Source organism: Bacillus sp. JAS24-2 (assembly GCF_008274905.1).
Taxonomy (GTDB): domain Bacteria; phylum Bacillota; class Bacilli; order Bacillales; family Bacillaceae_G; genus Bacillus_A; species Bacillus_A cereus.
The window spans coordinates 528772-542442 of the sequence record NZ_CP031069.1 but is presented as its reverse complement, the minus strand read 5'-3'; the positions used below and the strand labels follow the sequence as shown (position 1 = coordinate 542442).

The following is a 13671-nucleotide window of genomic DNA, read 5'->3' as shown; positions in this document are numbered from 1 at the left end:
GGATTTATTTACATTAGGAGGAATGAACAACTATGTTTAAAAGATTAGCAGTATTACTTATTGGTGCCCTATTATTATTCGGTTTAGCTGCTTGTGACAGCGTTAAATCAATGACAAGTAATGTCACGGTTGGTAAGGTAATTGAAGAATTTAAAGCCGCAGGATTAGAAGCTGAAAATCCTAGTGACCTACCAGAAAAAGAATTTGGAAATACTAGAAAAGAAGCAAAGCGCATTCTTGTTCCAGCATTAGGTGAAGATAGTGGCGGTCGAATATTTGAGTTTAAAAACAAAGAAGATCTTGAAAAAGCTAAGAAATACTATGATGATTTAGGCAATGGTAATCAAATGCTATTTTCTCATACTTACGCAAAAGGTAACTTTCTTATACAAATGAACGGTGATATGGAAGATGCCCAATTTAACAAATATAAAGAGGTTATGGACAAAGTAATTAAGTAAGTTAAAGAATCCGCTTTCATTTTTCTGAAAATATGTTAGAATTATCTTTGGATGAAAGTCCAATACATATTATTAAAATTAAAGTGGTTATCAAGTCGGAGGAAGGCACCTTAGGGTGTCTTTTCTTTGTGGAAAGATACTTATTATAGGGGGCCGCCACATCACTATCAACCTAAGATTTTAAGGCGCCCCATAATAAAAATTTTATTTTTTCATAGTTATTCATAAGATTTCGGTTCATTATTTCTTTTTTGAGACTTTATTTTTTTAAGTTGATTGTAATGTGGTGCTACCCAAGAATTGCTTAAAAATTATTATTTTGACTTCGTCTTACTTGATTGTACCCATTCCACCAATTTTAACATGTACATTAACTTTAACATCAGCCTTCGATAATGCTTTTCCCCATTGCTTTTGGACCCTTTTCCAATCCTTATATGTATACGCTCGTGCATACACTCCAAATCCTATAGGGTCAATTTCTGCTTTTTGTATTTTCTTAATGAAATGTTCTAAATCACTTTCCAACTCCTTTTCAATGCTTTTTTCTAATCTCTCCGCTTTATCCCTAACATTAAAAGGGAACGGTCGTTCTGAAATTAGAATTCTCATATGTACATTTATATTAAACAAAAAATTTTCTTTATATTGTACGCTTGTTTTTACTTTGGTACCTTGAGCATTAAAACTTAACCAATGTTTTTCTTTGCTTTCAGATTGTAGTGGTACGGCAATAGTAAATGGAAATTCTCCCTGTATCTTATTTTGTAAAATGCTTAATAATAAATTTTCTTTTGGTGTAATAGTTAGCTTATATCTATTCTGTTCATCAAGTAATGTAGAACCTGTCAACTTTAAATTATTATCCTTTTTAAGTGCACTTACACTCGCTGTCATTCCTTTTTCTTTTGTTTGGTTATGAAAATCTTGAAGAGTCGTTTTTACAGTAATATTTCTTCTATGTCCAGTCTCAATTAGTTTTGTCAAAAATATAGGAAGACGAGGTTTATTTTTAGGAGCATAATAAATTATGTCTGAAACAGATCCATCCACAGCAACAATTTTTGAAGTAACCGTGTTCTTGGGATCTCGATAAAAAGGATCTAAATAATCAGCCCACTTCTTTTGTTTTAAAAGTCGTTTACCAATCAAAATAAGTTGTGTCTTGCTCCCTGATGTCAAGGCCATAACCATGGTATCAAATTTTTCACGAGAGTTTCGCACAGTAACAGATTTTACACCATATTGTTCCTCTTTAATCTTAGCCTCTTTATTGAAAACAGGACTGGATAAGTATACTTTCAAATTATCATTTTCATCCAAATCTAAACCCAGTATAAGCGTGAGTGTAACATCTTCTACATTCATTTGGTCTAAATCTGAACACCCTGTGAGTAACAGTAGCTGAATTAAAACACAGCATAATATTTTTTGCTTCAATGTGCTTCCCTCCGAAAGTATTTTTTGTAGATTAAGTTATATATCCATAAAAATACAGGGAATAAGAAAGCTAATACAATTCCACCTTTCGATGTGAGATTTTGAAATAGTTCAGATTCATTCCATGAGGGATGAATCCAAAACGTTACTATAATTACTGCCAATAATAAAATAAATACTTGAAGAGTATGATCTTGTTTTCCAATTAGTCGACTAGAACAAAACGCAGCTCCGTATACACAAGGAATCCATGCAGTAGAGACGACAAGTAAGTAAATAGATAATAAAATCATATCAAACCGTTCTAAAAAACGAAATTCAATAACTTTAAGTAAGTTTAGTACGGGTTGATTAAACTCTAAAATTGCATCTGGACTGAAGTATAAAAAGCAAATAACTATAGTAAATAGATAAAATACAAATGTTAAGGTATTTGCTATAATAATGCCTTGCGTTGCATATTGCTTTTTTTGTAAAAAAGGATACAAAAAAAATGCCATTTCAAATCCTATAAAGGAAAAGATAGTAGATGGAACAGCCGAAAATATAGGTTTCCAACCCTCCTTTAATAATGGAAGAAAGTGTAACCAATTGCTATCTTTTAATGGTATAAAGAAAAAAAATGGAATCCACATTGTCATATAAAAACATAATTCACAGTATCGACCTATTACCCGAACACCATTGCGTGCAACCAGAAAGGTTGGAATAGAGAACAAAAACAAAATAATATAGTCGGCTGTTTTTGGAAGAAGCCAGGCCTTAATATAAAGCATGCCATTAATTAGAACTGTCCATGCGTAAAAAGCAAAATATATCATATAAAGAATAATTACCATGCTACCAATGATTTTCCCAAAAAATCGAATAAGAATTTCATATAAGGTATCATTTGGATAGTGTTTCGCTGTTTGAATTAGTAAAATGCTGGCGGTCATAGCGCAAAACCATCCAATAAATAGTGCTATCCAGCTATCTGTGCCAGCTTTTTCTGCAAGTACCCTTGGAAGGGATAGGACTCCAGTTCCCACTTGTGAGGCATTAATAATAAAAATATATTGCATGACAGTGATGTCATTATGTGCATATTTTTTCATATTTTCACCCTTTATCAGGATTAGTTTCTTTGTGATTCTTTGTAATATTTTTGGATCTTCTCTTCATTGACCACAAAGGAAAGCGAACAAACGTGTCCTTCATACCTGAAATGTGAAAAGGGGACAAAGGACTACCATAAGGAGTACCTAAGGATTCTAAACTTACAAGATGTGCAATTATAGTCATCCAGCCGATAATAATACCTACAATTCCAAATAAAGCAGCTAATAACATCATAGGAAAACGTAATAATCTTATTGCCAAACCCATTTCATAATTAGGAACAATAGAAGAAGCTATAGTTGTAACAGCAACAATAATAATCATAATATTACTCACAATCCCTGCTTGAACAGCAGCTTGTCCAATCACAATACCCCCAACAATCCCTACGGTCTGGCTAATGGGAGTGGGTAAACGAAGGGCAGCCTCTCTCATCATTTCTAAGGTAATCTCCATAAGTAAAGCTTCTATCACTGGAAGAAACGGAACACGTTCTCTTGATTCTGCAATTGATAAATAGAGCTGTACAGGGATAACTTCATAATTAAATGAAATAAACGCTACATATGTTGCAGGTAATAATAAAGCTATAAAAAAACCTATAAAACGTAGTAATCTAACAGAGGAAGATACTAACCAACGTGTGTTGTAGTCATCTATCCCTTGAAAGAAAGAGATGAAATTTACTGGAGCAATCAATACATTTGGGCTTCGATCCACAACAATGACGTATCTCCCATGAAGAATGTGAGATACAGTTGAATCAGGCCTTTCGGTCAAGAGGAACTGTGGAAATGGTGAATAGGGGTTATCCTCAATAAACTCGATTATTTCACCAGTATTAATAATTGAGTCTACCACAATATTTTGAATTCTAGTTTCCAATTCCTTAAGTACATCTTCAGAAGCTACATCTCTTAAATATAAAATAGATACTTTGGTCTTTCCTCTACTACCAATAAAAACCTCTTTTAATACTAATTCTCTGTTAGGAATATACCTTCGTATTAAAGCTATATTTTGACTAGACGTTTCTACAAATCCTTGATGAGTCCCTTTTAGAGAGATTTCATTTTTAGGTTCTGTTATATCTCTTTGTGGCCACCCTTTTGTATTTAGTTGATATCCTGCATCTAGACCGTGAACTAATAATATGCTGTCCCCTTGAAAAATAGCATTTTCGAATTGATTCCAAGTATTAATTATTTGAACTTCTCCTATTGTGACAGGGAGACCATTACTAATTTCAAACGTTGTATGCATCAAAGGGGACAGTATATTATTATGAATAGATTGTGTATCTGTTAATCCTGATAAATATATTAGAGCAGCTTCTGATCTATTTACTAGTTGAAATTGACGAATTACCAGATCTGGAGCTTGTTGAAAATTTTTTTGAAGATTATTTATGTTTTGGAATAGGTCACAGTTGATGTTATGATTCTCTACATTTTCTTTCTGTATATTTGAAGTTCTATTGTCTTGATTATCTACAGAATAACGTCCTTGTTTCAAAAATTTAAAAATAGGAAACACAACATAGACTCCCCTCGAAAAGACTTTTCAATATGTTTATTGTGTATATTTTATTGAGATTTATTCCACTATTTACTTATTTGGAAATTTTCCCTAATGCAGTGAGCCAAATCTAATCCCGACTACTGACTGGGATATCCAGGTTTAGATTTTTCACATATACATTCGTGTTTAATTTCAAACGAGAAAAATAGTATGTACCTCATTGATCCATTTGATCTAAGTCTACCAATGAAAAATAACCCAAATCATGAATACATAAATCTCCTAATTGTAAAGAAACTTAAAAAAATGGAGGGAATTACGAAAACTTCCATATATATGGTGAGACATGGGGATTCACCGAAATCTGGAAAAGAAAAAACAAGAGGATTAACTGAAAAAGGAAAATTAGATGTTCAACGAATAACAGATGTATTACAAGGTAATCGATGTTGTTACCTCAAGTCCATACAATCGTTCAATTCTAACTGTTCAGCAGTTAGCGAAGCAAATAGGACAAGAAGTTTTAGTATTTGAGGACTTGAAAGAGAGAATTTTTATTGCTGAAGAGGAACGAATGTCGCATAAAGAATTATTCTCTTTGATATAAAAGTTATTCTTAGACCCCAACTTTTCTTTAATGGGAGGAGAGTCTAATGTCGACTGTCAGAAACGTGCTATAAAAGTCTTTAAAGAATTATTAAGCACCTACGAGGACAGCAAGTAGTATAAGGCACTCAAAGTGACGTAAATAGCTTCCCTGAAATAGATAATAAGGGTGAACCTTGCGAATTCATTAAGTAAACCTCTTTATATTTGATTTTTAATATATAAACTCCAATAATATCCAGATGTTACTCTTGATATAAAATCTATGATTGTCTCCAGTATAATTAAGTACTTATTATAAGATAGTTTAATTGATTCAAGAAAATTATAACAATTAAAGTAAATTATGAGAAACCAAATTTAAAAGAGAACTGAGCTAGACTCACTTCACCTCAGCTCGTTTGTATAGATATTTATGAATAAAAACAGATGCTGTTTTCTAGCATCTGTTTTTATTATATGAGATTTCAAAAAAATAATACTTTACAAACACAACACCTTTAATTAGAATAATTCATATAATTCGACAAAACACGACAAATAAAGTGACTTGTTAATTTTCAGAAAAAGAAGAACATTCTAGACTTTTTGGTAGTCTCCATATGAATCAAATAGGTAGATAAGATAATAAGGTAAATACCCCATATGATTCAGTGTTTATGGAATTGATTCCTATGAAAATTAGGAGAAAAGGTGTTGGTAAATCTTCCACATAACTCAAAACTAGAATTGAATCGTTTTAAATTAACTAGATCTATACAAAATTATGCATAAAGCAATTATTAGAAAAATACACCTTATTTTTTGAAGGGGACACAGAGGATATGAGGAAGCTATTAAAAAAGAAATCTGTTACACAACTGTTAGAACATAATAAGAGTAAGAACTTAACCAAGACATTAGGATTATTTGATTTAATTATGTTAGGAATAGGTTCAATAATTGGAACGGGGGTTCTTGTGTTAACCGGATTAGTAGCAGCAAGAGATGCTGGCCCTGCAGTTATTTTTTCATTTGTACTTGCAGCAATTGTATGTGGATTTATCGCTTTATGTTATGCAGAAATTGCATCTGCACTTCCGACTTCAGGTAGTGTATATACGTACTCTTATGCAACGATTGGTGAGTTTGTGGCACATTTAGTGGGTTGGACGCTACTCTCAATTTATATCGTGGCTACAGCAGCGGTTGCTAGTGGTTGGACAGGATATTTCCACAATTTAACCAGTGGATTGGGGTTAGAGATACCCAAATCACTGTTATCGATTCCATCACAAGGCGGTATTATGAATCTACCAGCTGTGGTCATTACATTAATAATTACATGGATGTTATCACGTGGTACAAAAGAAAGTAAACGTATCAATAACATAATGGTGTTAATTAAAATTGGAATGGTTATATTATTTATTGTAGTTGGTGTATTCTATGTAAAACCAGAGAACTGGGCACCGTTTACACCATACGGTTTAAGTGGCGTTTTAGCTGGTGGAGCAGCAGTATTCTTTGCTTTTATGGGGTTTGATATACTGGCAACTTCGGCAGAAGAAGTAAAAAATCCACAACGAAATCTTCCCATTGGTATTATTGTATCGTTAATTATATGTACAATTATCTATGTTATAGTCTGCCTTGTTATGACAGGTATGGTTTCCTATAAAGAATTAAATGTACCTGAAGCAATGGCTTATGTAATGGAAGTCGTAGGACAAGATAGAGTTGCTGGTGTAATTGCTGCTGGGGCAGTAATTGGTCTTATGGCTGTTATTTTCTCGACTATGTATGCAGCAACACGTGTATTCTTTGCTATGAGTCGTGATGGACTGTTACCAAAATCACTTGCAAAGATTAATAAACAGACTGGAGCACCAACTTTTACAATTGGATTAGCGGGAATAGGAAGCTCTTTAATTGCTGGATTTATTGACTTAAAAGAGTTAGCAAATTTAGTTAATATTGGCGGTTTGGTAACATTCGCATTGGTTGGTGTATCAGTTATTATACTGCGTAAGACGCATCCAAATTTAAAACGAGGCTTTATGGTACCGTTTGTACCAATATTACCAATCATTTCAATTGTAAGTTGTGTATTTTTAATGCTAAATTTACCATTAAGAACATGGGTGTACTTCAGTATTTGGATAACAATTGGTGCTTTAATATATTTCATATATTCAATGAAACACAGTAATTTGAATGGGGAAACAAATTCGAAAGCACATGATAAAATAGCAAGATAATTTAGATATCGAGTAATATAAATGTCAATCAAATATAAAAGGGAACGACAAGCCTTTTGTAAACATTTATATGTAATTATAGGGGTGCCGCCACATCACTATCAAGCTAATAAAACAAAATCCCCCCTAAAATGAAAAAATACGCTATTCTTTCTGTAGAATCATAGGAAAGGGTGGCGTTTTTTATGTCTGTTTCTGTGTCTGATGAATTACAACTATTTGCTCAAGAGATTCAAAGTTTTTTATCTCCAAATACCTTACGGGATCTTGCTAGAGATGTTGGTTTTGTACAACGAACTAGTAAGTATCAAGCAAAAGATTTAGTCGCTTTATGTGTATGGATGAACCAAAATATCGCTACGACGTCTTTAACTCAGTTATCTAGCTGTTTAGAAGCCTCGACAGAAGTGCTCATCAGTCCCGAGGGACTGAACCCAATGATTTAATCAAGCAGCCGTCCAATTTTTACAACACATACTAGCTGAACTACTAAGCCAAAAATTGAACTCATCTATACAGATTTCTTCTCCATATACTTCTGTTTTTAAGCGTATTCGTATTTTAGATTCAACTGCATTTCAACTTCCAGATTCCTTTTCATTCGTTTATCCAGGTGCAGGAGGATGCAGCCATACAAAAAGACACCCAAGAACTATCAAAGATTCTCATTCGCCTGTTCAACCTCCTACAGCAAAATGGGCGGAAATCTCATCGATACGAGAAAAAACATCTTTGATATATTAAGTGTCGTTTATAATTATACCATTTCTGATAGTCAAGCGGCCTAATTCAAAAAATGAAACCCGATAGGGTTTCATTTTGCATGCAAACCTTTAAATTCTCTAAGTCTGGTTTTAAAAAAAGAAAAAATCTCTACTATACTAGACGCTGTATAATGTTAGCTTGATAGCGATGTGTTGCTACCACATTACTATGAAGTTAAGAAAAGCAAATATCCTCAAAATGAAAAACTAAGCCGTTCTTTATTGAAAATCCACGGGATTTTTATCCCGGAGGTGTTATAAAATATGGTTTATCGGAAATCTATGATTATGCTTGTCCTTCTTTATATACTTACATCAAGACTCTAGAATCTAAATTTTATGATTGTTTTCATGTTCTCGTATAACTGATAAATGAGTATTTCCTAAAACTTGAATTCCAATTGTCAATATGAGCATTAGTAACATGATACAGGCAAATAACCAGAAAGTAATTTGGACAGGGTACTTATCCATACTTTGTCCTATAATGATTGGGATCAACGAGCCACCTAGGCCGTTTGTAGCTAATAATATACTAGTTGTCTTTTCTGTTTGACCAGGAAAATATAGGTTTGTGATAATTAAGGCAATCGCAAACATTGCTGCCATAAATAAACCCAGAAAGAAGCATAGAAAGAAACCTAACCAAACATTACCGCTAATGGCTAGCAAAATAAGTACAACTAAGCCGCCGATATTAATTGAAAGTAAAAACTTGTTATAGGTAAGCTTTTCAGAGATAGCACCTGTTAACGCACGCCCTATTACCATTGCCGTCCAGTAAACAGTTACCGTCAGTGTTGCAAGAGAATTAGGGACTTCCCACTCTTCCATGAAAAGTGAAGGTAAAAAATGAACAATAGATACTTCGCTCCCACCATAACAGAAGAAATATATTGCAGAAAATGTAATGATTAAAAACGTCTTTTTAGTATAAGAACCAGTTGTTTTATTAACAGGTGTATTGATATTTGTATTTTTTATAAGAAATTCATCTACTTCACCAAAAGACAATACCTTCCATCCAACCATAACTAAAAATGAGCTCAACCCCAATATCAAAAATGCATATTCCCAAATACCCTTACTTATAAGTATGCTAGAGAAAAGTGGCATAAATAGTGCGCCTAATCCAAATGCAACTTCTAGTTTACCCATTGCTGAGGCTTGTTTTTCTTGAAATGTAACTAAGATGATTGTGCCAATACAAGATTCCGCTAATCCAGCCCCGAATCCTGCTAACCCGACTAATGGAAAAAGAAAATACCAATTTGGTAGAAAAAAAGAAAAAAGTTCAACACTAATCATAATTAAACCCAGGAGAACAACATTTTTACGTCCTAGTTTTCTAACTAGAAAAGGCATGCTAAGTACACCAAATAAAAAACCAACAAATTGACCAAAGATGAGTAAACCACCATTACTATAATTTTGGTTATAGTGAAGTAGAATCTCAGGTAGCATTGCACCAATGATGACTAAGGTAAAAGCGATTAACATGTACGAAAAGAAGCTTATCCAAAGTAAACGTTTTAACAACTATTTCTCCCCCTTATAAGTAATTTATTGTTTAAATCAATTGCATATACTAAATATTTAATATCTAGATATTACCAATATTGTTATATAGAAAAAATTAAAATTTTAAAATTAAATTTTTAGATGGTAATAATTTTTAATTATACTACCTTTTATTTTGTTTTTTCTAAAAATTCATTATTTTTTACTTTCTCAACATAATTTACTTTAAATTAACTTGTAGTATGGATATTTCACATTATATTATGAGACTGTTATTTAATAACAATTTTCGAAATTTGGTGCATAAGTAAATACAGTCATAATCCATTATTTGTTAGGTGGGGCCCCTAACAAACAAATTTTAACATTACTAAAATAATAGGAGTGTTGTAAAAATGAATGGTAAAGTTAAAAGTTTAACAAACCCTGACAGTCTGTATTACAAAGTAGACGATGTTGTTATGGAGAGAGGGGAAGGTATCTACCTTTACGATCAGAATGGAAATAAATATTTTGACTGCGCATCAGCTACATTCAATTTGAATTTAGGGTACAGTAATAAAGAAGTGATCGACGTAGTAAAAAGTCAAATGGATAATCTTATTCATGTTACTTCATCCTATCAAACAGACCCCGTAAATAAATTAGCAGAGAAACTTGTTGAAATTGCTCCTAGCAATCTCACAAGAGCACACCCAAAAGTTAGCAGTGGTTCAGCAGCAAATGAAGGTGCTATCAAAATGGCACAATACAATACTGGGAAACGTGATGTTATTTCTTTGTTCCGCAGCCATTTGGGACAAACATATATGATGTCAGCTCTTTCAGGAAATGCTTTTCGAAGAGAACCATTCCCACCTCAATTTTCCTTTGGATTGCAAGTTCCAGACCCTTATTGCATGCGTTGTTTTTATAATCAAAAATCTGATTCTTGTGGAATGCTATGTGTGGAGAGGATTAATGATTTTATTGAATATGCAAGTACAGGGAATGTTGCAGCTATTATGGTTGAGCCGATCTCAGGAAATGGAGGAAATATTGTTCCACCAAAAGGATATTTCAAAGCATTGAAAAAATTATGTGAAGAACACGATATTGCATTAATTTTTGATGAGATACAAACTGGATTTGGTAGAACAGGTAAGATGTTTGCTGCTGATTACTTTGATGTACAACCTAATATGATGACAGTAGCTAAAGGATTAGGTGGAACTGGATTCCAAGTTGCAGCTATTCTTACCGAAGAGAAGTATGTGGGAATGCCTGGTCATCATCATTCTTTTACTTATGGATCCAATGTAATGGCGTCTGCTGCAGCATGTACCACAATTGATATATTACAAAGACCTGGATTTTTGGACAACGTGACTGTCGTTGGAAATTATATAATGGAACGTTTAGAAAAAATGAAAGAAAGATTTAAGTTTATTGGAGATGTAAGGGGTGTAGGTTTAATGATTGGGGTTGAAATAGTAAAAGATAATAATGAACCCGATGTTGAGCTTACAAATCATATTGCAAAACGTGCTATGGATCATGGCATAATTATCAGAACGTCTAGATATGGCTACGGAAATGTTTTTAAAATTCGTCCACCTCTTACTATTACTCTAAGTGAAGCAGAAGAATTGTGTTATAAATTAACTCATCTATTGGAGGAGATCAAATGAGAACCTATATTATTGAGTTAGGAAAATACGTATATGATAAGGTGAAAAGTCAAAAGGGAACTTTGAAAAACCGTTTGGTAAATGGATATTCCCCAGGTGGAGATGCGCAGTTTAATATTGATGCTGCAGCAGAAAATGCGGTTCTAGATTATATAGCAGATAAGAAAGAACCGGTTGCATTCTATACTGAAGATGGTGGACTTAAGATTTTTGGAGAAAATCCACAATATATTTTAATTGTAGATCCAATTGATGGTACTCGCCCTGCAGCTGCAGGACTTGAAATGTCTTGTATTTCTATTGCTTTAGCAAAATACAAGGACAACTCTAAAATTAAAGATATTGAATATGCGTTTTTAATGGAACTGAAAACAGGTAACTACATGTATAGTGATATTTTTTCAAATTCCATTGAATTTGAAGGCTATAATAGCCAATTACCAAACTTAAGTCAGGGTAAAGATATTAAGAATATGTTTTGGAGTTTTGAGTTTAACGGTCATCCTACTAACTTAATGATTGATGCTTATGGACATCTAATTGATGAGTCAGCAAATAATGGTGGTGTATTTATATTTAATAGTGCATCTTATTCTATTTCACGAATTATTACAGGTCAAATGGATGCATATGTAGATATCGGGAATAGACTTCTTAAAGATTATCCAGATTTGTTAACAGATTTTCAAAGGGTAGGAAATGGTCAAGTCTTACACCTCTTTCCATATGATATAGCTGCTAGTGTATTTCTAGCGAAAAAAGCAGGAGTAATTATTACTGACGCATATGGTAACTCTTTAGATGAAACTCTTTTAACAGATCTTAGTTATATTAACCAGCAGTCATGTATAGCAGCTTCTACCAAAGAATTACACCAAAATTTATTGGAGAAAATTAATTGGAAACGGAGCGTGAAAAAGTATGAAGGCATTGGTATGGACTGAAAATAAAGCATTAGAATATAAAGAAGTGGAAGAACCTCAAATACAAAAAAATAATGATGTAAAAGTCAAAATTTATGGTACTGGGATTTGTGGGACTGATTTAAATGTATTAAAAGGGAAGATGTATGCCGCTCCAAATATGGTTATGGGACATGAATCGGTTGGGGTTGTAGTGGAGGTAGGAGAAGAAGTTAGAAATGTAACTGTGGGAGACCGTGTTGTAATTGATCCTACCCAGTTTTGTGGGAAATGTTATTACTGCAGAAAAGGTTTAACATGCTATTGCGAAGAGTTTGATGAATGGCAGCTAGGAATTGGTTCTCATGGGACTTTTGGAGAGTATTACGTTGGAGAAGATAGATTTATTTATAAATTACCTGACTCAATGGAATGGGAGAGAGCAACATTAATTGAACCTCTTTCATGTGTTCTTAGCGTTATAGAAAAAGCTAATATAAAACCAGATGAATCCGTTCTAGTTTTAGGGTCTGGGCCAATTGGACTATTAGTTCAGATGATTGCTAGAAAGCTTTCTAGAATTACAGTTGCCACGGAAATTGGTCCCTTTAGAACAGAAGCTGCACGAAAAATAACTAAATATGTATATCATCCGCAAAAACTTACTTTAGAAGAAATCTACCGAATTAATCAAGGAAGAAAATTCGATGTAATTTTTGATGCCATAGGTAATCAACTAGACTGGGCATATCCGTTAATTGAAAAAGGCGGAAGACTTATTCCAATGGGGTTTGATGATACCTATGAGTTTACGGTTAAACCGTTTGATTTACTATCAAAAGGTATTACAATTATTGGAACTGGAGAAGCGCATCATATGATGGAAAAGGCTCTATCCTGTGCTATAGACCTCCCAGAATTATCGAATTTAATTACGGAAAAGGTAGCACTTGAAAATTTTGATACAGCTATTGGTAACTTAATGGGATTTGATCCAACTACTAATGAAAGAAAAGAGATTAATTCCATTAAAACAATTTTAGTCTCCGAACCTACTAGTATCTAAGAAAGGTTCTGGTGCAAGTTTTTAAAGGAACAGATAATACCATTGAATAATTGTCTATGTATGAAATTGTAAAATGTTGTTGTAATTTTTCTGCAAAAAGTTGTAATTCATGTTGAATCGAAAAATTCATAAAAACGTTATTCTTTCTAGTATCTTTTTAGAAAGAATAACGTTTTTTACACTTCTTTTATAATGGACATTGCATAGGCATGGTGATACACTCACAATACTGAAGGGCAATTAAATGAACCATTGTTATTGACTAACTACCTACATTTCTTGGCACTTGCCTTTGGTAACTCGCGTATAAATATCAATTTTTAAATGTACAGAAAGATAAATTAAGGTTGTGAAATATAATACTCTGAAACTAGTATGT

9 protein-coding genes and 3 pseudogenes are annotated in these 13671 nt (G+C 33.1%); 8 read left to right on the top strand and 4 right to left on the bottom strand.

Annotated features, from left to right (window positions below):
- Positions 1–32 precede the first annotated feature (32 nt).
- The gene (locus DN407_RS29660) at positions 33–461 is read left to right on the top strand and encodes a hypothetical protein (RefSeq protein WP_000476451.1); all 429 of its coding nucleotides are present in this window, start codon (positions 33–35) and stop codon (positions 459–461) included.
- Positions 462–791: 330 nt separating this feature from the next.
- Here DN407_RS29660 and DN407_RS29655 read toward each other — a convergent pair whose 3' ends face one another.
- Genes DN407_RS29655 through DN407_RS29645 form a run of 3 tightly spaced genes read right to left on the bottom strand, consistent with a single transcriptional unit; the run spans position 792 to position 4538 of the window.
- Positions 792–1901, bottom strand: a complete 1110-nt coding sequence (locus DN407_RS29655; protein WP_149217057.1) for a Ger(x)C family spore germination protein — start codon at positions 1899–1901, stop codon at positions 792–794.
- Entirely contained in the window at positions 1898–2998 is a 1101-nt protein-coding gene (locus DN407_RS29650; protein ID WP_000759571.1) for a GerAB/ArcD/ProY family transporter, read from the bottom strand. The genes DN407_RS29655 and DN407_RS29650 overlap by 4 nt, the downstream gene beginning before the upstream one ends.
- Positions 2999–3002: 4 nt before the next feature.
- On the bottom strand, positions 3003–4538 hold the full coding sequence (locus tag DN407_RS29645) for a spore germination protein (RefSeq protein ID WP_149217056.1): 1536 nt from the start codon (positions 4536–4538) through the stop codon (positions 3003–3005).
- A gap of 291 nt (positions 4539–4829) precedes the next feature.
- Between DN407_RS29645 and DN407_RS29640 the strand changes: the two are divergent.
- The 4 genes and pseudogenes from DN407_RS29640 to DN407_RS33030 form a co-directional block, all read left to right on the top strand.
- Positions 4830–5244: pseudogene (locus DN407_RS29640) on the top strand (histidine phosphatase family protein); the annotation flags it as partial.
- A gap of 709 nt (positions 5245–5953) precedes the next feature.
- A complete protein-coding gene (locus DN407_RS29635; RefSeq protein WP_088321817.1) occupies positions 5954–7369 on the top strand; it encodes an amino acid permease in 1416 nt (471 codons plus the stop codon).
- Between the two features lie 185 nt (positions 7370–7554).
- A pseudogene (locus DN407_RS29630) lies at positions 7555–8005 on the top strand (transposase); the annotation flags it as partial.
- Positions 7998–8157, top strand: a pseudogene (locus tag DN407_RS33030) (IS4 family transposase); the annotation flags it as partial. The pseudogenes DN407_RS29630 and DN407_RS33030, both read left to right, overlap by 8 nt.
- 306 nt (positions 8158–8463) lie before the next feature.
- Here the strand turns inward: DN407_RS33030 and DN407_RS29625 are convergent.
- Positions 8464–9672 carry an MFS transporter gene (locus DN407_RS29625; protein ID WP_086389391.1) on the bottom strand — a complete coding sequence of 403 codons (1209 nt, stop codon included), beginning with the start codon at positions 9670–9672 and terminating at the stop codon, positions 8464–8466.
- Positions 9673–10049: 377 nt separating this feature from the next.
- Here DN407_RS29625 and DN407_RS29620 point away from each other — a divergent pair, with 377 nt between their 5' ends.
- From DN407_RS29620 to DN407_RS29610, 3 genes are read left to right on the top strand one after another with little or no spacing between them, the layout of a single operon-like run.
- Positions 10050–11324 carry an aspartate aminotransferase family protein gene (locus DN407_RS29620; RefSeq protein WP_016083062.1) on the top strand — a complete coding sequence of 425 codons (1275 nt, stop codon included), beginning with the start codon at positions 10050–10052 and terminating at the stop codon, positions 11322–11324.
- Positions 11321–12268, top strand: a complete 948-nt coding sequence (locus tag DN407_RS29615) for an inositol monophosphatase family protein (protein ID WP_149217055.1) — start codon at positions 11321–11323, stop codon at positions 12266–12268. Before DN407_RS29620 ends, DN407_RS29615 begins: the two co-directional genes overlap by 4 nt.
- Positions 12246–13292 carry a zinc-dependent alcohol dehydrogenase gene (locus DN407_RS29610; RefSeq protein WP_149217054.1) on the top strand — a complete coding sequence of 349 codons (1047 nt, stop codon included), beginning with the start codon at positions 12246–12248 and terminating at the stop codon, positions 13290–13292. Before DN407_RS29615 ends, DN407_RS29610 begins: the two co-directional genes overlap by 23 nt.
- Positions 13293–13671 lie beyond the last annotated feature (379 nt).

Coding starts and splice junctions, on each gene's coding strand:
- DN407_RS29610 (WP_149217054.1), top strand. CDS start 12,246: ATGAAGGCATTGGTATGGACTGAAAATAAAGCATTAGAATATAAAGAA.
- DN407_RS29650 (WP_000759571.1), bottom strand. CDS start 2,998: ATGAAAAAATATGCACATAATGACATCACTGTCATGCAATATATTTTT.
- DN407_RS29620 (WP_016083062.1), top strand. CDS start 10,050: ATGAATGGTAAAGTTAAAAGTTTAACAAACCCTGACAGTCTGTATTAC.
- DN407_RS29615 (WP_149217055.1), top strand. CDS start 11,321: ATGAGAACCTATATTATTGAGTTAGGAAAATACGTATATGATAAGGTG.
- DN407_RS29660 (WP_000476451.1), top strand. CDS start 33: ATGTTTAAAAGATTAGCAGTATTACTTATTGGTGCCCTATTATTATTC.
- DN407_RS29635 (WP_088321817.1), top strand. CDS start 5,954: ATGAGGAAGCTATTAAAAAAGAAATCTGTTACACAACTGTTAGAACAT.